This is a genomic window from Janthinobacterium sp. HH106 (assembly GCF_001758725.1).
Taxonomy (GTDB): Bacteria; Pseudomonadota; Gammaproteobacteria; order Burkholderiales; family Burkholderiaceae_D; genus Janthinobacterium.
In genome coordinates this window covers 139,648-166,097 of record NZ_LRIC01000027.1, presented here as the reverse complement: position 1 = coordinate 166,097, position 26,450 = coordinate 139,648, and the positions used below count along the sequence as shown (strand labels likewise).

At 61.0% G+C, this 26,450-nt stretch carries 23 protein-coding genes and 2 tRNA genes; 13 read left to right on the top strand and 12 right to left on the bottom strand.

Translation table 11 applies throughout. From position 1 onward, the window contains the following. Positions 1–235: 235 nt before the first annotated feature. The gene (locus JAB8_RS12875) at positions 236–2,374 is read right to left on the bottom strand and encodes a heparinase II/III family protein (RefSeq protein ID WP_254679510.1); all 2,139 of its coding nucleotides are present in this window, start codon (positions 2,372–2,374) and stop codon (positions 236–238) included. Between the two features lie 277 nt (positions 2,375–2,651). Next, positions 2,652–2,736 (bottom strand) — tRNA-Leu (locus tag JAB8_RS12870). Between the two features lie 408 nt (positions 2,737–3,144). Here JAB8_RS12870 and rnr point away from each other — a divergent pair. The 6 genes from rnr to udk all read left to right on the top strand — a co-directional run bounded on the left by rnr (position 3,145) and on the right by udk (position 9,338). Continuing rightward, positions 3,145–5,694 (top strand): ribonuclease R, encoded by a 2,550-nt coding sequence (rnr, locus tag JAB8_RS12865; RefSeq protein ID WP_070221305.1) that lies wholly within the window; start codon positions 3,145–3,147, stop codon positions 5,692–5,694. Positions 5,695–5,709: 15 nt separating this feature from the next. Further along, positions 5,710–6,456 carry a 23S rRNA (guanosine(2251)-2'-O)-methyltransferase RlmB gene (rlmB, locus tag JAB8_RS12860; RefSeq protein WP_070289845.1) on the top strand — a complete coding sequence of 249 codons (747 nt, stop codon included), beginning with the start codon at positions 5,710–5,712 and terminating at the stop codon, positions 6,454–6,456. 216 nt (positions 6,457–6,672) lie between these two features. Beyond that, complete coding sequence (gene cysE, locus JAB8_RS12855) at positions 6,673–7,422, top strand: serine O-acetyltransferase (RefSeq protein WP_034756915.1); 750 nt, start codon at positions 6,673–6,675, stop codon at positions 7,420–7,422. A 10-nt stretch (positions 7,423–7,432) separates the two neighbouring features. Next, entirely contained in the window at positions 7,433–8,131 is a 699-nt protein-coding gene (locus JAB8_RS12850) for a YceH family protein (RefSeq protein ID WP_070221306.1), read from the top strand. 13 nt (positions 8,132–8,144) lie between these two features. Continuing rightward, positions 8,145–8,648 (top strand): DUF2199 domain-containing protein, encoded by a 504-nt coding sequence (locus JAB8_RS12845; protein ID WP_070289844.1) that lies wholly within the window; start codon positions 8,145–8,147, stop codon positions 8,646–8,648. Between the two features lie 48 nt (positions 8,649–8,696). Then, positions 8,697–9,338, top strand: coding sequence for a uridine kinase (gene udk, locus JAB8_RS12840; RefSeq protein ID WP_070221308.1), 642 nt, complete (start codon positions 8,697–8,699; stop codon positions 9,336–9,338). Positions 9,339–9,429: 91 nt separating this feature from the next. Here udk and JAB8_RS12835 read toward each other — a convergent pair whose 3' ends face one another. From JAB8_RS12835 to JAB8_RS12805, 7 genes are all read right to left on the bottom strand, one after another. Continuing rightward, positions 9,430–10,431, bottom strand: coding sequence for a hypothetical protein (locus JAB8_RS12835; protein ID WP_070289842.1), 1,002 nt, complete (start codon positions 10,429–10,431; stop codon positions 9,430–9,432). Next, positions 10,428–11,300, bottom strand: a complete 873-nt coding sequence (locus tag JAB8_RS12830) for an ABC transporter ATP-binding protein (protein WP_070289841.1) — start codon at positions 11,298–11,300, stop codon at positions 10,428–10,430. Before JAB8_RS12830 ends, JAB8_RS12835 begins: the two co-directional genes overlap by 4 nt. Then, the gene (locus JAB8_RS12825) at positions 11,297–11,677 is read right to left on the bottom strand and encodes a GntR family transcriptional regulator (protein WP_070289838.1); all 381 of its coding nucleotides are present in this window, start codon (positions 11,675–11,677) and stop codon (positions 11,297–11,299) included. The genes JAB8_RS12830 and JAB8_RS12825 overlap by 4 nt, the downstream gene beginning before the upstream one ends. Before the next feature lie 130 nt (positions 11,678–11,807). Beyond that, positions 11,808–12,524: a DUF72 domain-containing protein gene (locus tag JAB8_RS12820; RefSeq protein WP_070289835.1), complete on the bottom strand. Its 717-nt coding sequence runs from the start codon at positions 12,522–12,524 to the stop codon at positions 11,808–11,810. A gap of 69 nt (positions 12,525–12,593) precedes the next feature. Then, the gene (locus tag JAB8_RS12815; protein ID WP_070221313.1) at positions 12,594–13,349 is read right to left on the bottom strand and encodes a UDP-2,3-diacylglucosamine diphosphatase; all 756 of its coding nucleotides are present in this window, start codon (positions 13,347–13,349) and stop codon (positions 12,594–12,596) included. Between the two features lie 86 nt (positions 13,350–13,435). Next, positions 13,436–13,927 (bottom strand): peptidylprolyl isomerase, encoded by a 492-nt coding sequence (locus JAB8_RS12810; protein ID WP_070289832.1) that lies wholly within the window; start codon positions 13,925–13,927, stop codon positions 13,436–13,438. A 73-nt stretch (positions 13,928–14,000) separates the two neighbouring features. Then, positions 14,001–14,630: a peptidylprolyl isomerase gene (locus tag JAB8_RS12805; RefSeq protein WP_175445191.1), complete on the bottom strand. Its 630-nt coding sequence runs from the start codon at positions 14,628–14,630 to the stop codon at positions 14,001–14,003. 278 nt (positions 14,631–14,908) lie between these two features. Here JAB8_RS12805 and cysS point away from each other — a divergent pair, with 278 nt between their 5' ends. The 7 genes from cysS to JAB8_RS12770 all read left to right on the top strand — a co-directional run bounded on the left by cysS (position 14,909) and on the right by JAB8_RS12770 (position 23,269). Further along, on the top strand, positions 14,909–16,303 hold the full coding sequence (cysS, locus tag JAB8_RS12800) for a cysteine--tRNA ligase (protein ID WP_070289829.1): 1,395 nt from the start codon (positions 14,909–14,911) through the stop codon (positions 16,301–16,303). After that, entirely contained in the window at positions 16,303–17,016 is a 714-nt protein-coding gene (locus JAB8_RS12795; protein ID WP_070221359.1) for a DNA-3-methyladenine glycosylase, read from the top strand. The genes cysS and JAB8_RS12795 overlap by 1 nt, the downstream gene beginning before the upstream one ends. Before the next feature lie 54 nt (positions 17,017–17,070). Further along, positions 17,071–18,045 (top strand): acetyl-CoA carboxylase carboxyltransferase subunit alpha, encoded by a 975-nt coding sequence (locus tag JAB8_RS12790; RefSeq protein ID WP_034784047.1) that lies wholly within the window; start codon positions 17,071–17,073, stop codon positions 18,043–18,045. Between the two features lie 176 nt (positions 18,046–18,221). After that, complete coding sequence (tilS, locus tag JAB8_RS12785; RefSeq protein WP_070289826.1) at positions 18,222–19,640, top strand: tRNA lysidine(34) synthetase TilS; 1,419 nt, start codon at positions 18,222–18,224, stop codon at positions 19,638–19,640. A 196-nt stretch (positions 19,641–19,836) separates the two neighbouring features. Further along, entirely contained in the window at positions 19,837–21,084 is a 1,248-nt protein-coding gene (locus JAB8_RS12780) for an aspartate kinase (protein ID WP_070221317.1), read from the top strand. Positions 21,085–21,194: 110 nt separating this feature from the next. Next, a tRNA-Ser gene (locus JAB8_RS12775) sits at positions 21,195–21,287 on the top strand. Positions 21,288–21,664: 377 nt separating this feature from the next. Further along, entirely contained in the window at positions 21,665–23,269 is a 1,605-nt protein-coding gene (locus JAB8_RS12770; RefSeq protein ID WP_070289823.1) for a methyl-accepting chemotaxis protein, read from the top strand. Positions 23,270–23,326: 57 nt separating this feature from the next. Here JAB8_RS12770 and JAB8_RS12765 read toward each other — a convergent pair whose 3' ends face one another. From JAB8_RS12765 to JAB8_RS12755, 3 genes are all read right to left on the bottom strand, one after another. Beyond that, positions 23,327–24,436 (bottom strand): hypothetical protein, encoded by a 1,110-nt coding sequence (locus tag JAB8_RS12765; protein ID WP_070289821.1) that lies wholly within the window; start codon positions 24,434–24,436, stop codon positions 23,327–23,329. Then, a complete protein-coding gene (locus tag JAB8_RS29080; RefSeq protein WP_175445190.1) occupies positions 24,433–25,257 on the bottom strand; it encodes a PoNe immunity protein domain-containing protein in 825 nt (274 codons plus the stop codon). Before JAB8_RS29080 ends, JAB8_RS12765 begins: the two co-directional genes overlap by 4 nt. A 67-nt stretch (positions 25,258–25,324) precedes the next feature. After that, the gene (locus JAB8_RS12755) at positions 25,325–26,188 is read right to left on the bottom strand and encodes a PoNe immunity protein domain-containing protein (protein ID WP_070289817.1); all 864 of its coding nucleotides are present in this window, start codon (positions 26,186–26,188) and stop codon (positions 25,325–25,327) included. Positions 26,189–26,450: the final 262 nt, after the last annotated feature.

The window sequence follows — 26,450 nt, the reverse complement described above, 5'->3', positions numbered from 1 at the left end:
TGGACCTGAACCATGCGCGTCTACCAATTCCGCCACGTGGGCACTGATGCTGCTTTGCTGCTTGTCGCTGCGTGTTCTGCAGCGAGGACAAAATCATAAGGGCTGGCGCGCATTCGGTCAATCAACATTTTGTACTTTTCTTCAAGAAATACCCTTTTCACCTGAAAAAAGGCATTTCCCTAGGAGCGGAGGATGGATGCAGCTGTTTTTTTAGCAAAAAACAGGCGTTTGGCGCTTATTGGGGCAGGGTGATGGTTTGCGTGCCTATCTGCAGCAAGCGTCCGCCAGACACCGGCTGCAATGAAGTTGGCACCGATTTGCAGCCGATATCGAGCACGATCAGGAACTCTGCCGCCATGGCCGGGCTGGTCTTGACGTAGGCGGCATGCTGCTGGCTGGCTTCGAGGGGCGGATTGGGGGCGCTAAAGCCGGACAATTGCTCCTCGTCTGGCCGTAGTGATTGCAGGCAAAGTGATGCCGTGCCATTTTCTATGCTGGCTCGGCCATTCGGGTAAAGGTACAAGGTATTGAGTGCATGGATGTTCCATTCGAAAGTGCGGGCCGTCGCGGAGGTCAGCTTGTCGAGCACTACCACCACGTCATTCTGGCGCGAGTACCATACCTGGCGCCTGGCCAGGCTCAGGTCGTTGCTGTAGGCGGCGCTGGCATCGCCTTCCACATAGTCGAGGTCCGTACCGTGCGTGAAGGCCGTGATCTTGCCGTTTTTGTAGCGCGTCTCGTAATGGCCTTCGACGAGTTGGCCTTTTCCGCCATCAAATGTGATGGCGTTATGCGCGCGCGACTGGCGGTACCAGCTTTTCGAGAGCGGCGATGCATAGTAGTCCTGGTAGCCGGCTTCGATCAGCAATGGTTTGTTGCCGCTGTTGATGACCAGGCTGTTTTGATCGCCGTGGCTGTGATTGAAGGCTCCAAACGGACTCGATTTGAAGTAGACGGAAGTGCGGGCAGCATTGCTGATGTCGCTATGCATGGCCGCCCAGCCAATGCTGGGAAAGAGCATGGCGTTGGGCGGTGCTTCGGGTGCGACCGTATCGGCGGGAAGCGGGTAGGGCGCCTGCAGCAGGGTGATGGGATTTTCTTGTGCGCCTGGCTGGTTGCTGTACCAGGCGGCCGCTGGCGTGGCTTGCCGTGCTACATATGCCTTCAGGAGTGCCGGGTCCGGTTTGCTTTCATGGACATCGCCGAAGACATGGCGCGGTGCGTTCGGTGGAATGAACTGCATGAAATAATTGGAGAATCCCGCCGTCCAGGGTTTGTTGAACAGGCTGACGCCAGTGGCTTCGGCCAGCGGCTGCCATAATTGCATTTGCATGTCGGTGGTGTACTGGCCATACGCCGAGCCGTTGGCAAAGCCGCCTTCCGGGCCACTCCAGACGTGGACGATATGCATGTACGAGCGCACGGCGAAGTTGAACCAGGCTTGCGCTTCCGGTCTGGCATCGAGCAGCAGGGTTGAGGTGGCGGCAAGGTAACCGAGCGCCTCGACGCCGTGCGAGTCCATGGGGGACTGGTCCAGACGTCCGCCGGCGATGGACAGGTCCGCATAAATCGGTGTCAGCCGCTGCGCGGCGACCGACAGCCAGTGCGCGCGGCGAGGTGCGTCCAGATCCAGCCACAGAAAATCGGCGCCCTTCGCAAGTACCAGGGCAATCATGCGCGCGACCTGATCCTGCGCCTTATAGCTGGTGGGGCCCTCCGGATTCAGCGCGGCCAACTGGTCGCCGCGCAGTATGGCTTCGTCCAGATATCTGCGTTCCTGTGTCAGGCGAAACAGGAGGGCGGCCGCTTCCATCTGCCGGATTACGGCGCCGGCGGCATTGGCAATGCGGTTGTACTGGCCGCTATCGTTGGGCTGGGTCCACAGGCCATCGTGGACGCTGGCCACGGCGGTGGTATTCAGATTGACCTCACTCACGAGGCGGTTCAGGAAGGGGCGCCGTTTGCTGTTCATGGCGGCATCCCAGGCGCTTGCTTGCGCAAAGGAGGCTGGCAACTGGCGCGGGCGCGGGTGGGCTCGCACGGTGGCCGCCAGCTCGGACGATTCGGGAACGACAAAAGTGCGTGAATTGCTGTCGATGGTAAATGGCCGCTTATTGGACCAGTCGGGGGACGTCGAGAGAGGGCTCACGCGCCATTCATAATTGCCTGGCGGCAGTGCGCTTGACGGCAGCAGGAAGTTGCGCGAAACGGTGTGGGTGCTTGCTGCGCCCTCAGCCGGCAAAATCTCCACGACATATTGCGCGGGATAGCTGGCATGGCGCGGCCAGGCAAAGGAAGGGGGATTTTGCACCTGCAAAGTCACCTGTTCGGGCGCCGGTTTGACGATTTCGGGGCTGCTGGAACGGGTGCTCACCCAGTCGGTCGCCTGGCTGGTGCCAGCGCCGAGGCTTAATACGATGAGGCTGCTGAAAAGAATCCGTTTGTGTTTGCCGGGCCTGCATGTCATGACGTCTCTCCGTAATGCTGTTGCCAGCCACGCGCGATGCGTGGCATGGGGGAGATGTCAATATACTATTAAATGGAATGCAAATATTCTTTTTTGATAATTATTTGGCGTTCTATGTGCTGCATCGGAAATGAAAAAAGCCGCAAACTCGTGAAAGTTTGCGGCTTTTTTGCGAATTAGGTAATGGTGCCCACGAAGGGACTCGAACCCCTACACCCGAAGGCACATGGACCTGAACCATGCGCGTCTACCAATTCCGCCACGTGGGCACTGATGCTGCTGTGACTTATTACTTTACTGCTCGAGTACTTGTTGCAAAATAACTTTACAGCAATTCTGCTATTATAGCGACTTGAAGAGTTTTGCGCCAGATGAGCTTTCGCTCCATACTGCACATCAACCCTGTACCGCTTTCCTGTAACTGCATTCCCGTGAAGGTTTGTTGCTGCAAGAGACCGAGATTATAGAGCAATATTTGCCGAAGTCAAATGCATTGCGCAGCTTTTCTCCTTTTTTTCATCGGCGGGGCACTTGTTCGGTTTCCGCTACGCTGTGCGTTAGGCAAACCAAGGCGTCCTCCGGTACACTACCGCACATCACCGTGTCAATATTGACGGTGATGTCATCGGTCTTTGTCTTCCGTTTGATCACTGTCAATAACAACTATAGAAATACTTTTGAGCCAAAATACCCACACCATCCCCAGCCGGGAGGACATTCTCGGCATATTCCGCAGCGTCAACGCGCCTCTCGACCCGCAGTCTCTCGGGAAAACGCTGCAAGTGCATGCCGATTCCATGGATGTCCTGGTCCGTCGCCTGAAGGCGATGGAGCGCGACGGCCAGCTCAAGTCTGACGCCAGCGGTGTTTTCAGCCTGGCCGACCAGAGCGCGCTTGTCGCCGGTCGCGTCATGAGCCACCGCGACGGCTTCGGCTTTGTCATTCCCGACGACGCCAGCGCCGACCTGTTCCTGCCCGAGAAAGAAATGCAGAAAGTTCTGCATGGCGACAAGGTCATGGCCCGCATCGTCGGCACGGACCGCCGCGGCCGCCCGGAAGGCACGATCGTTGAAGTCACGCAGCGCGCCAATACCCACGTCATCGGCCGCCTGATCCAGGAAAACGGCACCTGGGTCGTGGCGCCGGAAGACCAGCGCATCGGCCAGGACATTCTCGTCACCGGTTCGGTGGGCAAGGCGAAAGCCGGCCAGATCGTCAGCGTCGAGCTGACCGAGCAGCCGATGCGCTTCAAGCAGCCGGTCGGCAAGATCGTCGAAGTGCTCGGGGCGCTCGATGACCCCGGCATGGAAATCGAGATTGCCGTGCGCAAATTCAATGTGCCGCACATCTTTTCCGCCGCCGCCCTCAAGCAAGCTGAAAAACTGCCATTCGAAGTGCGCGCCGCCGATCTGAAAGACCGCGTCGACCTGCGCGACGTGCCGCTCGTCACCATCGACGGCGAAGACGCGCGCGACTTTGACGATGCCGTGTATTGCGAACCCGTCAAGGTAGGCCGCGCCAACTGCTTCCGCCTGATCGTGGCGATTGCCGACGTCAGCCATTACGTGAAACCGAACGACGCGCTCGATATCGACGCGCTCGAACGCAGCACGTCCGTCTACTTCCCGCGCCGCGTGATCCCGATGCTGCCGGAAAAACTGTCGAATGGCCTGTGTTCGCTGAACCCGGCCGTCGACCGTTTGACCCTCGTCTGCGACGCCGTCGTCAGCGACAAGGGCGAACTGAAGGCTTACCAGTTCTACCCGGCCGTGATTCACTCGGCCGCGCGCCTCACGTATGACGAAGTCGCTGCCGTGCTGGGCAATACCAAGGGACCTGAAGCGGCACGCCGCGCGGACATCCTGCCGCACCTGCAGAACCTGGAAGCCGTCTACCGCGCCTTGCTGAAAGCACGCACGGAGCGGGGCGCCATCGACTTCGAGACGACGGAAACGTATATCGTCTGCAACAGCGCTGGCAAGATCGAAAAGATCATCCCCCGCACGCGCAACGAAGCGCACAAGATCATCGAAGAGTGCATGCTGGCGGCCAACGTCTGCGCGGCTGATTTGTTGCTGCGTAATAAGCATCCAGGCACCTACCGCATCCACGCCAGCCCGACCAAGGAAAAGCTCACGCAAGTGCGTACTTTCCTGAAACAGGTTGGCTTGAACCTGACGGGCGGCGACACGCCGTCGGCATCCGATTACCAGACCCTGATGCAGCAGATCAAGCAGCGTCCCGATGCGGCCCTGCTGCAAACGATGCTGCTGCGTTCGATGCAGCAAGCCGTCTACAGCCCGGACAATATCGGTCACTTCGGCCTGGCCTACGAGGCGTATGCCCACTTCACCAGCCCGATCCGCCGCTATCCCGACCTGCTGACGCACCGCGCCATAAAGGCGATTCTGCAAGGCAAGAAATACGAGCCGAAACTGTCCGATAAGGTCGTGCTGAACACGAATGTGTCGAACGCCACGCGCAAGCAGCAGGCGAAGGACAAGGCCGACGGCAAGCCGAAGAAGACGGACCTGACCATCTGGGACGCGCTGGGCGTGCATTGCTCGGCCAACGAGCGCCGCGCCGATGAAGCGTCGCGCGACGTGGAAGCCTGGCTCAAGTGCTACTTCATGCAAGACAAATTGGGCGAGGAGTTCACCGGCACCATCACCGGCGTGACCACCTTCGGCGTGTTCGTGCAGCTCGACACCCTGTTTGTCGAAGGCCTGGTGCACGTCACCGAGCTCGGTACCGATTACTTCCAGTACGACGATGCGCGCCATGAATTGCGCGGCGAACGCACGGGCAAGCGCTACCAGCTGACCGACCGTCTGACGGTGCAAGTGGCGCGTGTCGACCTGGAAACGCGCAAGATCGACCTGCGTCTGGTGACCGATGCGGAACTGGCGGGCGACGAAGCGCCGGCCAAGCAGTCTGGCGGCAAGCGCAAGGGCGAAAAGAAGTCGATGGTCAAGCCCGGTCCCGCGACCGAGCAGCGCCATGAAATCAAGGCCAGCGGCAACAACGGCGGCAAATCCGGCAATGGTTCCGGCGGCCGTGCCAATGGCGCCAAACCTGCCGCCAAGGCGCAAGCCAAGGCAGCGCCGCAAGCAGCAGCCCCCAAGGCCGCCGCGCCGAAGCGCAGCAAGAAACCAGCCGCGGCACCCGCTGCGGCGGCACCACGAGCAGCAAAAACTGTATCAAAATCAAGCAAGAACAAGCGATAAAAGAAACGATAACAAATGAAGAATAAAATGATTTTCGGCTTCCACGCCGTCACTTCGCGTCTGCGTCATGAAGCGTCGTCCGTGGAAGAAATTTTCGTCGATGCCAGCCGCGTCGACGGCCGCATGAAGGACATGATCGCCGCCGCCAAGGCGGCCAACGTGCGCGTCATGCCCGTCGATTCGTCGCGTCTCGATAAAATCGTCGGCACGCGCCGCCATCAGGGCGTGATCGCGTTTGCGTCGCAGCTGTCGCTGGCGCGCAATCTCGACGAGTTGCTGGACGCCATCGACGGCCCGCCGCTGCTGTTGATTCTCGACGGCATCACCGACCCGCACAACCTGGGCGCCTGCCTGCGCGTGGCCGACGGTGTCGGCGCGCATGCCGTCATCGTGCCGAAGGACCGCGCCGTGGGCTTGAACGCCACGGCCGCCAAGGTTGCCAGCGGCGCCGCCGAAACCGTCCCGTACATCACCGTGACGAACCTGGCGCGCACCATGCGCGAACTGAAGGACCGCGGTATCTGGCTGATCGGCACCTCGGACGACGGCGAAAAAGGCTTGTACGAAGCCGATTTCACGGGCCCGACGGCCCTCGTCATGGGTTCCGAAGGCGAAGGCATGCGCCGCTTGACGCGCGACACCTGCGACATCCTCGTCAGCATCCCGATGTTCGGCTCCGTCGAGAGCCTGAACGTGTCCGTGGCATCGGGTGTGTGTCTGTACGAAGCCCGCCGCCAGCGCATTGCGCTGGAACCGAAATAAGCGGGCAAGTCTTTAGCGTGCCATTTGCCTGATTTATTTTTACCCCAAAAGCAAATCCTGGGGTCGTACCCTCAGGGTACGACCCCGGCACTTTCACCTTTGGGTTGAGTGTACTTGATCAGCCGCCGCCCTTGAGGCGGCGGTTGTTTATCTGCCTCTCCGGCAGCACGCCGCCGAATACGCTACCATTTGCGTTCCACCTTATCCATTTTCATTATGTTCCACCACCTGCGCGAAGACATCAACAGCATCATCGAACGTGACCCCGCCGCCCGCAATGGCTGGGAGGTGCTGACCTGTTATCCGGGCCTGCACGCCATCGTCATGCACGGCTGGGCGCACTGGTGCTGGACGCGGCGCATGAAATGGGTGGGGCGCTTCATTTCGTATATCGCCCGCATCATCACGGGCATCGAGATCCATCCGGGCGCCGTCATCGGCCGGCGCGTCTTCATCGACCATGGTTTCGGCGTGGTGATCGGCGAGACGGCCGTCGTCGGCGACGACTGCACCATTTACCAGGGGGTCACCTTGGGCGGCACTTCGCTGCACAGCGGCGCCAAGCGTCATCCGACCCTGGAGCGCGGCGTCATCGTCGGCGCCGGCGCGCAGGTGCTGGGCAGCTTCACGGTGGGCGAATACGCCAAGGTGGGCTCGAACGCCGTGCTATTGAAACCCGTGCCGTCCGGCGCCACGGCCGTGGGCAACCCCGCGCACATCGTGCAAAAGGATGTCAGCGCCCTGCGCGAGGGCAGCACGGCGCATTTGTTTGCCGCGTACGGCGTCACGCCCAACGGCGACGATCCACTGTCGAAAGCCCTGCAAGGCCTGATCACGCACGCCGTGGCGCAGGAGCAGCGCATCGAAACCATCCTCGCCACCCTGAAGGCGGCGGGCATCTGCTGCCAGGGCGTGCCCGAGTGTGATAAATTCGATTCCGAGCAAATGAACAAGCTGGTTGATTAAGGATACAGGCATGAATACTGATGTGACGGCAGGCGAAAAAAGCAATGACAATCCGAATCTGCTCGACCCCTTCGAGATCCGCGTGCTGGCTGTGCTGGCTGAAAAGGAAGCGTTGACGCCGGACAGCTACCCGCTCTCGCTCAACGCGCTGACGAACGGCTGCAACCAGCTGTCGAGCCGCGACCCCGTCATGGCCCTGTCCGAAGAAACCGTCTACGACGTGCTGCAGCGCCTGATGCAGCGCAAGTTCGTCAACGGCATCACGCAGGCCGGCGCGCGGGTCGCCAAGTACGAACACCGTATGCGCATCAAGTGGTCGCTGGAACAGGACAAGCTGGCCATCCTGACGATCCTGATGCTGCGCGGCTTGCAGACGGCGGGCGAAATCCGCAGCCGCAGCGGCCGCGTACATGAATTCAAGTCCGTCGCCGAGGTGGAATCCGGCCTGCAGTTTTTGATCGACAAATATCCGCCGCTGGTGGCCAAGCTGGCCGTCGCACCCGGCGCCAAGGAGCCGCGCTACGGCCATTTGCTGGGCGGCGAGGAAGCGCTGGCGCAGATCGAGACGGCGGCAGGTTACGCTGGTGCCGTCAGCGCGCCGCAGCAGGGCAGCAGGGTGGCCCAGCTGGAACAGGAAGTGCTGCAGCTGCGCAGCGACTTCGATGGCCTGGCGGCGCAGTTCGAGGCGTTCCGCAAGCAATTCGAATAAGCAGCCTTCACGCATGCGTTTTTCCTTCCTGTGCCGCGCCTGCGGCGAGACCCACACGGGCATGCCCAGCTTCGGCGCCGACGCGCCGTGGCTGGTTGAGCAGATGGCGCCCGCCGAGCGCGAAACGCGCTGCCAGCTCGACAGTGACGCCTGCATCGTCGACGAAAAACACTGCTTCGTGCGCGCCACCATCGACATCCCCGTGCATGGCTCGGATGAACCATTCAGCTGGGGCGTGTGGGTGTCGCTGAGCAGCGAGAGCTTCGATGTGTGGGATGCCTGTTTCAATGACGCCAGACGCACGCATATCGGCCCCTTCTTCGGCTGGCTCAGCACGCAGCTGCCCGTGTATCCGGCTACTCTGAACCTGAAAACCCGGGTGCACCTGCGCGACGACGGCATGCGTCCGTACCTCGAGCTGGAGCCGACCGGCCATCCGCTGGCGGTGGAACAGCGCGACGGCATCACGGCCGAGCGGGTGGCCGAGCTGTATGTGCGGCTCGTGCATGACGCGTGACAGGAGCCGCTCCCTGTCAGTCCGCCCGCGTTTCCGGTATCATTCGGCATGAATAATATTTCCTTCCAACCGTTTGTTATTGGTGTCGCTGGCGGAAGCGGCAGTGGCAAGTCAACCGTATCACAGCAGGTGCTGGCGTCGTTCGGCGCCGACATGGTCTCGGTCGTGATGCAGGACGACTATTACTGCGACCAAACCCATCTCTCCCCTGAAGTCCGGCGCCAGCAGAATTACGACCATCCGCAGGCGTTCGAGTGGCCATTGCTGGTGCAGCACATCCAGGCCTTGCGCAATGGCGAAGCGATCGAGATGCCGGAGTACGACTTCACGCTGCACAACCGCTCCAACAGGACCATTCCCGTCAAGCCGGCGCCGGTGATCGTGATCGAAGGCCTGTTTGCCCTGTATGACGAAGACTTGCGCAACATGATGTCGCTGAAGATCTTTGTCGACACGGCTTCCGACGTGCGCTTCATCCGCCGCATGCAACGCGATATCACGGAACGCGGCCGTTCCGTGGAAAGCGTCATCGAGCAGTATCTGGAAACGGTACGCCCGATGCACAAGCAATTCATCGAACCGACCAAGCGCAATGCCGATGTGATCTTGCCGCACGGCGCCAACGGTCCCGCGGTCGACATGATCACGGCCAAGGTGGCCAGCGTGATCGGCCGGTTGACGCGGGCCTGATCCCCGCCGGTCCGCTGCGCGTATGCCGGGCCGGCATACGCGTTACGCGTGCAGGGCGCCGCCCAAATCCTCCCATCATGGAAGAGGGGACTCAGCCTTCCTCGCGCCAGCGGCGCAGGCGGATGGCGGCGTAAATCAGCGCCGTACCTGCCGCCGCACCCAGCCACACGGCTGGCGAGGCCAGGCTGGACCAGGAGTTGCTGAACACATCAGTGCGCGTCGCGTGCGATCCCCCCTCTGCCAGCGCGTGCATCTGCGGCAGCAGGTCCGGCTCGAACAGATACCAGCTGCCGGGGAGGGTGCCCAGCAGGGCGCGTCCGATGACGTTCATCTGTATCCAGTCGACGCCGCTTTCCGTCTGCGTCAGCTTGCCGGCCCAGACGGCCAGGATGAGCAGCAGCAGCGGCACGCCGACGGCCCACAGGAAGACTTTCGACTTGGCCCAGCTCGACACCATCAGCAGCCATCCGACCGTCGGCAAGGCCCACAGGCAATACACGGGCAGCAAGCCGAATACGCGCAGCGGTCCCAGATACAGGCCGGGCGTGGCGAGCAGTTCGGCGAACACATGGATGCCGTTGACCGCCAGCACGCCGCTCAGGATCAGCACCAGGAGCAGCGAGGTCACGCTGGCGGCGGCGGCCACGATCAGCGGCGCGACGAGCAGGGCGATGGCCGCTTTCGACAGCACCGTCTGGGCATCCGAGATGGGCAGCGACTTCCAGAACAGCACGCTGCGGTCGCGGCGGTCTTCATGCAGGGCGCTCAGGCAATAGAAAAACACGAGAAAGCCCAGTGCCAGGAACAGGGGCGCGGCCGCGTACGTGTAGTTGTTGGCGACGGCGTCGATGATTTCCGTGCGGCGCGGGCCGAAGGTGCGGGTATTGAAGACGGTGCTCCAGGACACTTCTTCGCCATTGACGATCAGCGCCGTGCGCATCTTGGTCTTGGCGATGGTGCCTATCGTCACCAGGGCGCCCAGCACGGTCATGACGACGCCGATCAGGGCGGGCGTCCAAACCAGCATGCCCTTGTGTTCCCACAATTCACGCCGGATCAGCCATTGCATCTTGTTTGCAGGGGAAATACTCATTGGTACGATCCTTTCATGGTCGCGACAAACAGGTCAGCCAGGCTGGGTGTGCGGACTTCGCCGAGGGCCGCCAGCTGGGTGCGGGCGACGCCGTCGAACAGCATCACCGACTTGCCGAACACGCTGCGTTCGCTGATCGGCTGCAGTGCGCGCGCCGGATTGACGTGCTGCGGACCCACCATCACCTCGATGTAGCGCTCACCCACGTCTTCCATGCTCGAGGCCAGCACGATCTTGCCGTCGCGAATAAACATCAGGTCGCTCAGGATGTGTTCCACTTCCTCGATCTGGTGCGTGGTGATGACGATGGTCTTGTTTTCATCGAAATAGTCTTGCAGCAAGTTCTGGTAGAACTGCTTGCGGTACAGAATGTCCAGCCCCAGGGTCGGCTCGTCGAGCACCAGCAGTTTGGCGTCGATGGCCATCACCAGCGCCAGATGCAGCTGCACCACCATGCCTTTCGACATGGACTTGACCTTCATCTTCGGCGCCAGCTTGGTGTGGGCCAGATAGCGCTCGGCCTTGCTGCGGTCGAAACGTGGATGCACGCCGGCAACGAAATCGATGGCGTCGGCCACGCGCAGCCAGCCCGGCAGGATGGCCACGTCGGCGATGAAGCACACGTCGTCCATCAGCGCGTCGCGCTGCAGGCGCGGATCGCGTCCCAGCACCGACAGCTGGCCTTCGAAGCCCGTCAGGCCCAGGATGGCTTTCAGCGTGGTGGTCTTGCCCGAACCGTTCGGCCCGATCAAGCCGACGATGCGCCCCGGCGCGATATCGAAGCTGATGCCGTCGATGGCGACCTGTTTGCCATACTGCTTGCGCAGGCCGCGGGCGCTGATGACGCTGTCCTTGTTCAATGCATTCATGCGCTCTCTCCGTGTGCGCCACTGTCGCGGCTCGCCTGCAGTAGTTGCTCGAGGTTAAGGTCCAGTTGCGTGATGCGTTCCAGCATCGCCGGCCATTCTTCGCGCATGAAGCGCTCGCGTTCACTGGCCAGCAATTTGTCGCGGGCGCCTTCCAAGACATACATACCGAGTCCTCTGCGTTTTTCCACCAGGGCATCGTCGACCAGTTCCTGATAGGCGCGCGAAACCGTGATGGGATTCAATTGATAATCGGCCGCCACCTGGCGTACCGACGGCAGGGCGTCGCCGGACTGCAGCACGCCATCGAGCATCATGCCCACCACCCTGGCCTTGAGCTGGCGGTAGATGGGGCTATTGTCATTCCATTCCGTGCTCATGGGATGTGCTCCGACAAGGGCGGGGCCGTGCGGCGCGTGAAAAATGCTGTAGGCATCGAAGCTCCGTGATGTAGTTGATCGGTGTTGTAGTTAACTATAACACTAAGTCTCAAAAAATCAACACGTATTTTCAGGCCAGCCGCGCATGCAGGTCCAGCGCATTGAACAGGGCTGCGCCGGCCGCCGTGTTATCGAAGATGCACCAGCTGCCCGCCTGCGCCGATGTGTGCAAGTCGGCGGCCAGCGCCGCCAGGTAGTCGGCCGGGTAGTCCGAGTAATAAATCTTTGGGCTGCCGTGCAGGCGCAGGTAGGCCACGCTGGTCGTCGGTATGTGCGGCCCCGGCTGTCCCGCAGGCGGATCGGCCCGCACGCGCGTGATGCCTTGCAGCGTCAATAGTTCGGTCGCGCCCGCCTCGAACCAGCTGGGGTGGCGCGCTTCGCAGGCGAGCATGCCGTCGAAGCGCTGGCGCAGCGCATGGAAAAATGCGGCGGCCACGTCGGCCTCGAAACGCAGGCTGGGCGGCAGCTGCACCAGCACGCAGCCCAGTTTATTCCCCAGTTGCATGACCTCTCCCGCGAAGCGATCCAGTTCGGCCGCACAGTCGCGCAAGCGCCGTTCGTGCGTGATGCTTCGCGGTAATTTCACGCTGAAGCGGAAATGCTCGGGCACGCTGGCGGCCCAGCGCGCGTACGTGGAGGGCTGGTGCGGACGGTAGAACGAGCTGTTGATTTCCACGCAGTCCAGTACCTGGGCATAGCGCTGCAGGTGGCTGCCATCGAGGGGAAAGTGGCTGGCGGCGGCGCTGGCGATGCTCCAGCCAGCCGTGCCGATGTAAACGGTATGCATGGCGCCATTACAGCAAGGCCAGGCGGGCGCGGCTATCGGACAAACACCCGTGCGGCCGTCGGCGCAGGCCTAGTCGACGATCTCGCCGTTCAGGTCGTGGCGCGTGATGTTGCCGCGCGTATCGATGGCGATCCAGCCGCCGCGCGGCTGTTGTGGCGGCGTCACGTCGCATTCCCAGTCGGGCAGGACATAGCGCAAGGTATTGTCGACCTGGTGCAGGGCGGGGCGGTGCGTATGGCCGTGGATCATGACGGTGCTCGCATGTTCGGCAAACACTTGCGCGACAGCATCGGGGGTGACATCCATGATGTCCATGGATTTTTCGCCATTATGCTCGCGGCTGCTTTGACGCAAACCATCGATGATGGCCTTGCGCTGCGCCAGCGGCATGGACAGGAACTGTTTTTGCCAGGCGGGCTGGCGCACCATGGCGCGAAACTCCATGTAGCTGACGTCTTTCGTGCATTCGGCGTCGCCATGCAGCAAGACGATGCGGCGGCCGGCAATGGTGGCCACGTGCGGTTCGCTGAGCAGGGTGGCGCCGGCGGCGGCGGCAAAGCCGGAGCCGACAAGAAAGTCGCGGTTGCCGGCGATCCAGTAGACGTGCACGCCGGCATCGCTGACGGCGCGGATGGCGGCCGTCATGCGCGCATTGAACGGGTCTTCCAGGTCATCGTCGCCGGCCCAGTATTCGAACAGGTCGCCTAATAGATACAGCGCTTGCGCATATTGCGCATGGTGTTCCAGGAAAGAAAGAAACGCCGCGCTGGTGCGCGGGTGCGAACTCTGCAGATGCAGGTCGGAAATAAAGAGTGCGGCAGGCATTGTCATCGTTCAACGCTCCCAAAAAGTGATGTAGATGGAGAGGCGCCAACGCGGCAATGCCTTTGATTCATGATGCCAGAGCCGAATTACGCGGCTTCTACCTTCTCGATGATGACGTCGGTCACTGGCACATCGGCAAACATGCCGGCGCGCGAGGTTTTCACGGCGCGGATGGCGTCGACGACTTCCTTGCCATCGGTAACTTTACCGAACACGGCGTAACCCCAGCCGTCCTGGCCTGGGTAGTCGAGGAAACTGTTGTTCTTGATGTTGATGAAGAACTGGGCCGATGCCGAGTGCGGGTCCGACGTGCGGGCCATGGCCAGGGTGTAGGTATCGTTTTTCAGGCCGTTCTTGGCTTCGTTTTCCACGGTGGTGTCGGCAGGTTTCTGTTTCATGCCTGGCTCGAAACCGCCGCCCTGGATCATGAAGCCGTCGATGACGCGGTGGAAGATCGTGTTGTCGTAGTGGCCGGCTTGCATGTAGGCCAGGAAGTTGGCAACCGTTTTCGGCGCTTTTTCGGCGTCCAGTTCAGCGGTGATCTTGCCCAGATTGGTGGTGATGATGACGGAGGTCATGATGATCCTTAATAAATTGGATGAATAATTGATTCAGCGGCGCCAGGCAGGCCGGCGCCGCAAAAACGCTATTTTACAGTTTTGCGGGCGCGGGCTTGAGTAAAGTCGCCGATTCGATCACCACGGGGGTGACGGGCACGTTCTGGTGCGGTCCCTTGTCTGCCACGGGCACGGCCTTGATCTTGTCGACCACGTCCATGCCTTTGATGACTTTGCCGAACACCGTGTAGCCGAAGCCGTCGCGGCCAGGGTAGTCGAGCGCGCCGTTGTCGTTCACGTTGATAAAGAATTGCGCGGTGGCCGAATGCGGATCGCCCGTGCGCGCCATGGCGATGCTGTAGGTGACGTTTTGCAAGCCGTTCTGCGCTTCATTCTTGATCGGCGCCTTGGTAGCTTTCTGCTTCATGTTCTTGTCGAAGCCGCCGCCCTGTATCATGAAGCCGTCGATGACGCGGTGAAACACCGTGCCCTTGTAATAACCGCTTTTGACATACTGCAAGAAATTGGCGACGCTTTGCGGCGCTTTTTCCTGATTGAGTTCCAGCACGATTTCGCCCATGCTGGTTTTCAGGGCCACATGGGGCGTGGGGTCGAGGGCGGTCGCCGGAGCGGCCGCCACGACGGCGCTGCCCAGCGTCAGGCCGGCAAACAGGGTGCAAAAGCGGGCCAGGAAAGACAGGCGTTTCGATTTGGTTTCTTGCATGAAGGCGTCCTTGATCGTTATTTTTCTCTAAACTTGCTTTAATTGTAAAGAGCTGAAAATTCGGTTGAACATCGTAAAAACCTGATTCATATCGGGCCAGTATGGTTTTTATCAATGTTATACTTGACCGCTAACGCCCCAATTCTAACAAACAAGAACAACAATATAGCGGGTCGACAGTTTTCGGCGCACACGGCAGTTCAGTGGCGCGGCACCCCCGGTGTCCGCGCCTGTCTGTCGTTTTGCCAGGCTGGCGGCCGCTTCACTTGCAAAGTACGATGAGCAATCTAAAGATTTACAACACCCTGGCTCGCGAGAAGCAGGTATTCGTCCCGATGGAAGCGGGCAAGGTACGCATGTACGTCTGCGGCATGACCATCTACGATTATTGCCATATCGGCCATGCGCGCATGATGATGGCCTTCGACGTCATCTACCGCTGGCTGAAGGCGTCCGGTTTCGACGTCACCTATGTGCGCAACATTACGGACATCGACGACAAGATCATCCGCCGCGCCGTGGAAAACGGCGAGACGATTTCCCAGCTGACGACGCGCTTCACCCAGTACATGGATGAAGACACGGCCGCGCTGGGCATTTTGACGCCCGACCACACGCCGCGCGCCACCGAGTACGTGCCGCAGATGCTGCGCCTGATCGAGCAGCTCGAAGCGAAGGACCTGGCCTACCAGGGGGCCGACGGCGACGTCAATTACGCCGTGCGCAATTTCCCCCACTACGGCAAGCTGTCGGGCAAGTCGCTCGACGACCTGCGCGCGGGCGAGCGTGTCGACGTCAACACGGGCAAGCGCGATCCGCTCGACTTCGTGCTGTGGAAGTCGTCGAAGGAGTCCGAGCCGGAAGAAGTCAAATGGGATTCGAAGTGGGGCAAGGGCCGCCCGGGCTGGCATATCGAGTGCTCGGCCATGTCGTGCGCCTTGCTCGGTGAACAATTCGACATCCATGGCGGCGGCGCGGACTTGCAATTCCCGCACCACGAAAACGAGATCGCCCAGTCCGAAGGCGCGTTCGGCCACACCAGCGTCAATTACTGGATACATAACGGTTTCGTGCGCCTGGACAATGAAAAAATGTCCAAGTCGCTCGGCAATTTCTTCACCATCCGCGAAGTGCTGCAAAAGTTCGATGCCGAAGTGATCCGCTTCTTCATCCTGCGCGCGCATTACCGCAGCCCCCTGAATTACTCGGACGTGCACCTCGATGATGCGCGCCTGTCGCTGACGCGCCTGTACACGGCGCTGGCCGACGTGGCGGTGGAAGAGGGCGCCATCGACTGGAGCGAAGCGCATGCCGTGCGCGTGCGCGAAGCGATGGACGACGATTTCAATACGCCGCTGGCCGTGGCGGCCCTGTTCGATCTGGCAACGGAAGTCAACAAGAGCAAATCGCCCGCCCTGGCGCGTCAATTGAAGGGCCTGGCGGGCGTATTCGGCTTGCTTGAGCGCACGCCGCAGCAATTCCTGCAGGCGACCGTCGGCGCCGCCGGCGGCCAGGACGAGGCGGCCGGCATCGAAGCGGCCATCGCGGCGCGCAGTGCGGCGAAAAAGGCGCGCGACTTTGCCCAGTCCGACAAGATCCGCGCCGACTTGCTGGCCGCAGGCATCATTCTTGAAGACAAGCCTGACGGCTCGACCAACTGGCGCCGCGCATGATGGCGACGTCCAGGGAAAACGGGGAAGCGCCAGTAATCGCTGCGCAGGTGATCCAGGTGCCGCATTACTGGGAAGAGGCGAAGATCGAGCTGATGAAGCGCGACCGCATCATGAAAAAACTCATCCCGCAGTTTGGCGACCTGCACCTGGTCGGCCACAGCGACCCGTTTACCACCCTGGCCCGTTCGCTGGTGGGGCAGCAGATCACGCCCAAGGCGGCTGATGCCGCCTGGAAAAAGCTGCTGCTGGCTTGCCCGAAATGCACGCCTTCGCAAGTATTGAAGGCTGGCGCCGAGCAATTGTCCGCCTGCGGTTTGTCCAAACGCAAGACCGAATACATCCTCGACCTGGCCGACCATTTCAAGGCCAAGCGCGTGCACGCGAGCCAGTGGGACCAGATGGATGACGAAGCCGTCATCGCCGAACTGGTGCAGATCCGCGGCATCGGCCGCTGGACAGCCGAGATGTTTCTGATATTTAATCTGCTCCGGCCGAATGTCTTGCCGCTTGACGACCCTGGTTTGATCCAGGGCATCAGCGTCAATTATTTCTCCGGCGAACCCGTTTCCCGCAGCGATGCGCGCGAAGTTTCTGCCAATTGGGAACCGTGGCGCACCGTGGCGACGTGGTATTTGTGGCGCAGTCTCGACCCTGCAGCCGCCCCTGCCGCATCCGATACAGCCCCCGGCGCACCAGCCGGTACGGTAAAATAAACATAGATGACGCCGCGCGCCCTGGCGCCGTGGCCGGTAAAACCTGGAGGTACAATGACTAAAACGACTTTCCTCAATTTTGAACAGCCGATCGCGGAACTCGATTCCAAGATCGAAGAGTTGCGCTTCGTGCAAGACGATTCGGCCGTCGATATCTCGGAAGAGATCGACCGCCTGGCCAAGAAGAGCCAGCAGCTGACCAAGGATATCTACGCCAAGCTGACCCCTTGGCAAGTGGCGCAGATCGCGCGCCACCCGCAACGCCCCTACACCATGGATTACGTGAATGAAATCTTTACCGATTTCCACGAATTGCATGGCGACCGCAGCTACGCGGACGATCTGTCCGTCGTCGGCGGCCTGGCCCGCTTCAACGGCCAGCCGTGCATGGTCATCGGCCACCAGAAGGGCCGCGACACGAAAGAGCGCGCCATGCGCAATTTCGGCATGCCGAAACCGGAAGGCTACCGCAAGGCCATGCGTCTGATGAAAGTGGCGGAAAAGTTCAACCTGCCCATCTTCACCTTCGTCGACACGCCAGGCGCCTTCCCCGGCATCGACGCGGAAGAGCGCGGCCAGTCGGAAGCCATCGGCCACAACCTGTATGTGATGGCCGAACTGAAAGTGCCGCTGATCGCCACCATCATCGGTGAAGGCGGTTCCGGCGGCGCGCTGGCCATTGCCGTGGGCGATGCCGTGCTGATGCTGCAATACTCGACCTACGCAGTGATCTCGCCGGAAGGCTGCGCCTCGATCCTGTGGAAGAGCGCCGAGCGCGCCTCCGACGCGGCCGAAGCGCTGGGCCTGACTGCCCACCGCCTGAAAGCGATGGGCCTGATCGACAAGATCATCAACGAACCGCTGGGCGGCGCCCACCGCGATCCGAAGCAGATGGCCACCTTGCTAAAACGCGCACTGGCCGACACCCTGCGCCAGTTCCAGGGCATGAAAACCAAGGACCTGCTGGCCGCGCGCCACGAAAAACTGCTGAGCTACGGCAAGTTCAAGGAAACCACGCCGAGCGAGTAAGCCAGCGCAAGTCGGCGTAGGTCGACGTGGGTCGACGTAGGTCGGCGTAGGTCGGCTTAGCGCAGCGTAAGCCGACAAGACGTAAGCCGACAAAATATCAAGAGTTACCAGGGACAGTCCGCTAAACGACACCATCCGTTTAGCCGCCTGTCCCTCTTTGCATTCCCGGAGTCCGAATGAAAAAGCAACAAACCGCCACCGTGCCCGACATCTTCGCCCGCGCGCTGGACGCCTGCGCACCTGCACCCGGCAGCACCGTCGGCATCGCCCTCAGCGGCGGCCTCGATTCCGCGGCCCTGCTGCACCTGGCGCATGCCTGGGCGCAAGAGCACGGCGTGGCCCTGCACGCGTTTCACGTGCACCATGGCCTGAGTCCGAACGCGGATGCCTGGTTGGCCCATTGCGCGCAGTTGTGCGCCGGCCTGGGTATCGCCTTCGAGGCACGCAAGGTCACCCTGGAAAAGAATGCGAAGACGGGTACGGAAGAGGCGGCCCGCAAGCGCCGCTACGCGGCCCTGGGTGAATTGTGCGCCGCGCACGGCGTGCGCCTGCTGCTGACGGCCCACCACCAGGATGACCAGGCGGAAACGGTGCTGCTGCAATTGCTGCGCGGCTCGGGCACGGCGGGCCTGTCCGGCATGGATGGCGCCAACAGCGCGCCCGAGCTGCTGGGCAATCCGGACCTGGTGATGGCGCGCCCGCTGCTTTCCGTGTCGCGCAAACAACTCGAAGCGTACGTGGCGAAGCATGCGATCGCGCACATCCACGACGAGTCGAACGACGATCCCCGCTTTGCCCGCAATGCCCTGCGGCACCAGGTGATGCCCGTGCTGGCGCAGGCCTTTCCCGGTTTCCAGGAACGCTTCGCCCGCAGCGCCCAGCACGCGCAATCGGCGCAGCGCCTGCTGACTGAACTGGCGACGCAGGATTTGGCAATGTGCCTCGATGGCGACTGCATCGAACTGGCGAAATTGCGCGCGCTGAGCGCGGACCGTTGCTACAACCTGCTGCGCCACTGGTTCGGCACGCGCGGCTTGCGCATGCCGTCGACGGCATGGCTGGCGGAAATGCTGGCGCAACTGTTGGAGGCACGGCCCGATGCGCAACTGCTGGTCACGCACCCCGAATGCCACGTGCGGCGCCACCGCGACCGGCTGTACCTGACGCCGAAGCTCGATGATCTGGCCGGCATGCGCGAGCGTGACGATGCCGGCATTCCCGGCTTGGAAAAAGCCGGCCAGCAATTTACGTGGCAGGGCGAAGCCAGCCTGGCCTTTCCCGCGTATGGCGGCGTGCTGCATTTCGATGCGGTGGAAGACGGCGGCCAGGGTATCGATATTGCCTGGCTGCAAGCACAGACACTGACCATCGATTTTCGCCAGGGCGGCGAACGCCTGAAGCTGGCCCTGAACCGTCCCACCAAGAGCTTGAAATACCATTACCAGGCGTTCGACGTGCCCGCCTGGGAGCGTGAACGCCTGCCGCTTGTCTGTGCGGCGCAACAATTGCTGTATGCGGCCGGTATCGGCCTCGACTGCCATTGTCTGAGTCTGCTGGACCGTCCTCGCGTGACCTTGCGCTGGCTCTCCTGCTGAGCGCAGGGGCAGCCTCCACGGCCACTCTCGCGGTGATCGCCAAGTGGCTGCTCCAGCCAGCTGGACTGTATGGATTGGTTATTTCCATATGTACAATTGGTATGAGCTAATGCGCTTTTTAGCTTGTTATTTTGCATTGCGGCATGTAGAGTAAAGCCCTCCTTTTTTATTCTTCTTGAGCGGAAACTTCACTCTTATGGCTTTAATCGTCCACAAATATGGCGGTACGTCGATGGGCTCGACTGACCGTATCAAGAATGTCGCCAAGCGCGTTGCCAAGTGGCACGACGCTGGGCATCAAATCGTGGTGGTGCCATCCGCCATGTCGGGCGAAACCAACCGCCTGATTGGACTGGCCAAGGAAATCATGGATCAACCCGATCCCCGTGAACTTGACATGATCGCCTCGACAGGCGAACAGGTGTCCGTCGGCCTATTGTCGATGGCACTGCTGGCGATCGGCAAACAAGCCGTATCCTATGCTGGCTGGCAAGTCGCGATCAAGACCGATTCCGCCTTTACCAAGGCACGCATCCAGTCGATCGATGACGAGAAAGTCAAACGCGACCTCGATGCGGGCAAGATCGTCATCATTACCGGTTTCCAGGGCGTCGACGAACACGACAACATCGCGACCCTGGGCCGCGGCGGTTCCGACACCTCGGCCGTGGCGATCGCCGCCGCCATGAAGGCGTCCGAATGCCTGATCTTCACGGACGTCGACGGCGTCTACACGACCGACCCGCGCGTGGTTTCCGAGGCGCGCCGCCTGAAGACCATCACCTTTGAAGAAATGCTGGAACTGGCTTCGCTGGGTTCCAAAGTGCTGCAAACGCGTTCGGTGGAATTTGCCGGCAACTACCGCGTTCCCACGCGCGTGCTGTCGTCGCTGACCGACCCGATGTTGCCGCTGGAAATAGAAGCCAATTCAGGCACCCTGATTTCGTTTGAGGAAGATACAAACATGGAACAAGCAGTCATCTCCGGCATCGCCTTCAACCGCGATGAAGCCAAAATCACCGTGCTCGGCGTGCCCGACCGTCCAGGCGTGGCGTACCACATCCTGGGACCGGTGGCGGACGCGAATATCGAAGTCGACATGATCATACAGAATCAGTCGGTCGACGGTAAAACGGACTTCACCTTCACCGTCTCGCGCGGCGAATACACGCGCGCGCTGGCCGTGCTGGAAGCGAACCGCGAAGCACTGGGTGCGGCCAGCATCACGGGCGACGCGAAAGTATCGAAACTGTCCGTCGTCGGCGTGGGCATGCGCAGCCACGTGGGCGTCGCATCGCAAATGTTCCGTACCTTGTCGGAAGAGGGCATCAACATCATGATGATCTCCACTTCCGAGATCAAGATCTCCGTGCTGATCGATGAAAAGTACATGGAACTGGCCGTGCGCGCGCTGCATAAAGCGTTCGAGCTGGAAAAAGCTTAAATATCCAAAAATATTGCCCCACGCCCTTGACCAAAGGGGGGGCAATCGATATTATGACGTTCGTCGCTGCAGCGCAGTTAGCTACAGAGACATAGTTGAGTAATCAGCTAGGAGACGTGGCCGAGTGGCCGAAGGCACATCCCTGCTAAGGATGCATACGGCTTATACCTGTATCGTGGGTTCGAATCCCACCGTCTCCGCCAGAATCAAATAAAAAAGCCTCCCCTGCGGGAGGCTTTTTTATTTGTCTGGACGGAACGGTGGGATTCGAAGACGGAGCGCCCTGAAGGGCGCGCAGGCTCTCCGAATCGCCCATCTGCCGCGCCCGCGCGGCCCCGTTGGCCGCTGCGCGGCCAACGCCGTCCCCTCATCTCAGGCAGTAGCGGCCAGCGCCTGCGCCGGCCTCTGCGGGCGCCTGCGCCAGCCTTTGCTCAGCAAGAGATTCTTTTTCACCGCATTCAGCCCAATCCCCTTAAAAAGTTGCATAATCCACAAATGCCGCGCAGAAATTTCATACTGGCCAGCGCGGCCTATGCCGGCGGCATTGAGGCATGGTCCGCATAAACGAGGGGGTACGCACATGCAGCTGCTTCGCCAAGTCAAACTGTCGCGCCGGCTGGCCTTGTTGGTCGCCATCTTTTCGCTGGGCCTGATCGTGTATGGCGGCTGGTCGCTGCGCGTGCTGCACGAACTGAAGGTCAACGGTCCCGTATATCACCGCATCGTACAGGGCAAGGACCTGGTGGCCGACGTGCTGCCGCCGCCGGAATACATCCTCGAATCGTATCTGGTCGCCTTCCAGCTGATGGCGTCCGAAGACAGAAGTGCGCAAGACAAGCTGGTCGAACGCCTGAAAACCTTGAAGGCCGAGTACGACACGCGCCATCAGTTCTGGCGTACCCAGGATCTCGATCACGATATCGCCGAAGCCTTGCTGACGCAGGCGCATGCCCCTGCCGTGGCATTCTATGAGACGGCATTCACGCGCTTCATCCCGGCGCTGCAGGGGCAGGACAAGGCGGGCGTGGCCACTGCCATGGCGGCCATGGCCGCCAGCTACGACAGCCATCTGGCGGCCATCAACCGCGTGGTCGACATGACCAGCAAGCGCTCGGCCGCGTTCGAGACCGAATCGGCCGACAAGGCACGCTCGGCAACCGTGCTGCTGGCGGGCTTGCTGCTGGCATCACTGGGCGTCAGCATCGCCGGCGCCGTGCTGATCAGCCGCAGCATTACCGGCCCCTTGCAGGAGGCGTTGCTGGCCGCGCAGAGGGTGGCGGCCGGCGACCTGAGCAATCGTGTCGACAAGCGCTTTTCCGACGAGCCTGGTCAATTGCTGCAGGCCCTCGAAGCGATGAATGGCAGCCTGTCGCACACCGTGGGCCAAGTGCGCAGCAGCACGCAAAGCATCACTATTGCTTCGCGCGAAATCGCGGCCGGCAATTTCGATCTGTCGTCGCGCACGGAGGCGCAAGCCAGTTCGCTGGAAGAAACGGCTTCCGCGATGAAGGAGCTGACCAGCACGGTAAAGCAGAATGCCGACAATGCGCGGCAGGCCAATCAGCTGGTGGTGTCGGCGTCGGAATTTGCCGTGCAGGGCGGACAGGTGGTCGGGCGCGTGGTCGATACCATGGGCGCCATCAATGCCAGCTCGCGCAAGATCGTCGATATCGTCGACGTGATCGACAGCATCGCTTTCCAGACGAATATCCTGGCCTTGAACGCAGCGGTAGAGGCTGCCAGGGCGGGCGAGCAGGGACGCGGCTTCGCCGTCGTCGCCAGCGAAGTGCGCAGCCTGGCGCAACGTTCGGCCAGTGCCGCGCGCGAAATCAAGGCCATGATCGGCGATTCGGTCGAGCGCGTCGACGCGGGCAGCAAGCTGGTGGACGAGGCGGGCGCCACGATGGACAAGATCGTGGCATCCGTGAAGCAGGTGGTCGACTTGATGAGCGAAATCGCCGCCGCCAGCCAGGAACAGAGCCTGGGCATCGAACAGGTCAACCAGGCCATCACGCAGATGGACGAGGTCACGCAGCAGAACGCCGCCCTGGTCGAGGAAGCGGCGGCCGCCGCCGGCAGCCTGGAAGAGCAGGCGGCCAGTCTGGTGCGGGAAGTGGGCGTGTTCAAGCTCGATGCGGGCGGCGCTGCCAGCGCGCTGGCGGCGCCCGCGCATCCGGGCCGGTGACAGGCTGGCTGGCGGTCAGGACGCCGTTCGGCTTGGCGTTTCCTGGGCGTGGCTGCGCTATGGCGCGCGGGCCGCTGCCGTGGCTTGTTTGTCGCACGTTGCCAAGGTACCTGTGCATGCGGAAAACGTTTCCAGATAGGTGATGGTTTTCTCGTATTCGTCGATCAGGTAGCGCAGCTGATATGCCATCTCGACAGATTCGCCTGTGCCTTTGTCCCGCAGCCTGTACATATCTTTCAAGAAGCGTTTTCTTCGCGCCAGTTCCGCAGCCAGGCGCGCCTTGCGCTCGGCGGCCGGTGGCAGCGGATACGGCTTGCCATTGATGGATCTGACGCCCTCGGGCGTCGGATCCAGGTCCTTGCCGGGGGCGCGAAATTCCACGCCCATTGTTCCATCCGCCTGCACCAGTATCAGCAGTTCGTCGGCGTCGCTGTTGGCTGGCAAGGTCATGGCCAGCACTTCAGGCTTGCCCTTGGGCAGCCAGCGATATTCGAGCTTGACCTGCAACGGCGCTGCGGCCTGCGCCGGCAGGTAGAAGCAGCAGCTGGCGGCGCTGCTCATGTAAGGACTCAGTGGATCGGTATCGACAGCGTTGTCGGGATCGCCGACGGAACTGATGCCCACCTGTATCATGCGCGGACTGTAGTTCAAGGTACTGACCGTTACCTTGCGCTCACCGGCGCCGGGCGTGTACGCGTGCAAGCCCCGCTCACCGCGCTCGTTGCCGCCCGCAAGCAGGGGCCGGTGGAACAGGGGGGTAATGCCGAAGCTCGCGATACTGCTGATATAGCCGGTATCGGACGGGCCGACGCGCGAGTCGCTGTTGCCCGGCGTGTGGTAGAGGTAGCCGATCTCGTCCAGCGATAGCGCGCTGACCATGCGGTCTTGCTGAAACAGTGGCGGTGACGCGTAGCTGTCGCCGTTGCCCATGACTTTGGCGTAGATGGGGCCCGTCCATGGACCATGGCCGCCAAAGCGCGCGAGTACCACGTACTCGCCCAGCAGCGATTTTACTTTCAGGACATCCTTGGTCTCGCCAGTGACGGGGTCGATGATGGAATAAATGCCCGGAAAGGGATTGGTGGCGACACGCCACAGCGTGGGCATGGCAAAGCAGAGTCCGGCAACGATGGCGATGCCGGTGGCGATGGCAGTGCTGGTTTTCATGCTTCGTCCAGTCGTTGTTGCTGCGTGTCCTGCGTTGCCGCAGTGGCGCCGGGGGCGATCCCTTTCATCCGGCAGAACGCCACGAGGTCGGCCGGATAGAAGGGCGCGCCGCGATAGCCGCTGTCATCGATATCGAGCACGCAGGTGATGGCGGCCGCTTCCCAGGACCAGTAGCCCCAGAACGAGGTGTCGCGCCGGTGGCTGTCGTAATAGGGCTCGCGGCGGCTGGCTGCATACCATTGCTGCAGATAAGCGTGCATCAGCGCAGGACGGGCATCTTTTTCTGCCGCGAATATCTTGAGTGTATTGACGTAGGGCAGATGGCGCGTGCACTTTGGCCAGGCGGCATCCCTGCCGGCGACGAAGCATGCCAGCAGCCGCTCCAGCAAGCCATCCTTTTCATGGTTATTGAAATCGATGACGGGCGCCAGCCGGGGCAGCAAACTGCCGCAGCCCAGCAAAATGCCTAGGCAGACCATGCGGTTGACCTGCTCGTAGCCGTCGCCGGGCAGGGCGAAGTGGGGAAATCCCTGTTCGGCTTCGCCGGCCTGAGCGTCAAATGCCATGTCATAGCGGGCAAACGCCAGCCAGTAAGCGAGTATCGTGGAGTACGCGGCGCGCAACTCATCCAGCGCGTGACCGGCGCTGTAGGCGAGGGCTAGCTGGTCGACGCCATCCCAGGCCCGCTGGCGCGTGGCCGTCATGAAATTTTCTGGTGGAATATGTTGCAGCACGTGCGCCGGCTGTTGCAAGCCGGCTGCCACCATGTCGTAGCACTCATCCTGGCTTTCCTTGCTTTCAAGGTAGATGGCATAGGACAACCGCGCTTCCCTGCGCCGGGCCCAAAAATCCCGTTCGTTCAGCGTCTGCATCCTTGCCCCTTGCTGATTATGGTTGCGGCCATGTAACTTCGCTGGTGTAGCGGCCTTCCTTGCGTAGCCGTCGCGCATAGTCGACCAGATCCCTGGGGTACACCAGATGCGCGGCCTGGCTATCTTCCAGGTCGAGCAGGAAAACCGTCGCCCCCGCTTCGAATGCCCAGTAGCCGTAGTAGCCGGCATAGCCTTCCTCGCTGATATTGAGATGCTCGTTGTACCAGCGCGGATGATGTTTCATGGCCGGATACCATTGTTTCAGGTATTTCTGGAGCAGGGCCAAGGTAGCGTCCTCATCCTCCTCATAGAACACTTGCAGCAGGGTGTCATAGGGCCTGGCGATGATGCAGGCGTCGAGTGCTTGTCCATCCTCCACATACCCGTCGATCAATTGCTCGAACAGGCCATCGCGGCCACGGTGGCTGCGCAGCACGTGGATGATGCGCAGCACCGAACGGTGATCGCGCAGCAGGATGGCAATGCTGAGCAGTTGCAAGGTGTCCTCATAGTCGGACAGGACGTAAAACTCTGGTGCTCCCTCATATTCGTAGGGCCCAAACTCTGGAAACTCAAGCGCCGCATCCTGCTGATAGAGTTGATCGACCGCATTCCATTCTTCAAACTTATCCACGATGCCCGCGATGCGCTGCGCCAAGGCCTCGATGGACTCGCCCGCCGTATAGTCGAGCATCCAGATCCAGAGTTCTTCTAAATACAAAAAATGATGGACGGAAGCATTTTCCTGCGCTGAGTCGGCGACCTTTTTGTTTTCCAGTCCTCCTGCAATCAGCGCAAATTGATTGCTGCGCGTTTTGACATACAGTTCTTCATCCAGAAATTGCTGGCGGCGCCGCTCAGTGAATGGACGATTGTTCATCTTGTCTGGCTGCCGTCGTGATCGACGCGTAAGGAAGATGCGTTTACATGGAAAAATGCGGACATTGCCTGGGACTCCGTGTGATGAGGGAAACGTACTGGCAGTTGATGTAATGACTTGTTTGCAAGATTACATACTAGAAATAGTGATTCAACAAGCGCGATTCAATTGAATCGTGTGCCAGAAAGAAATATTCAAAATAGCTACCATGAGCGACTCGATGGCGTGCCGCAGGTATTTTTCGGCCGTCATCGTCTTTTAC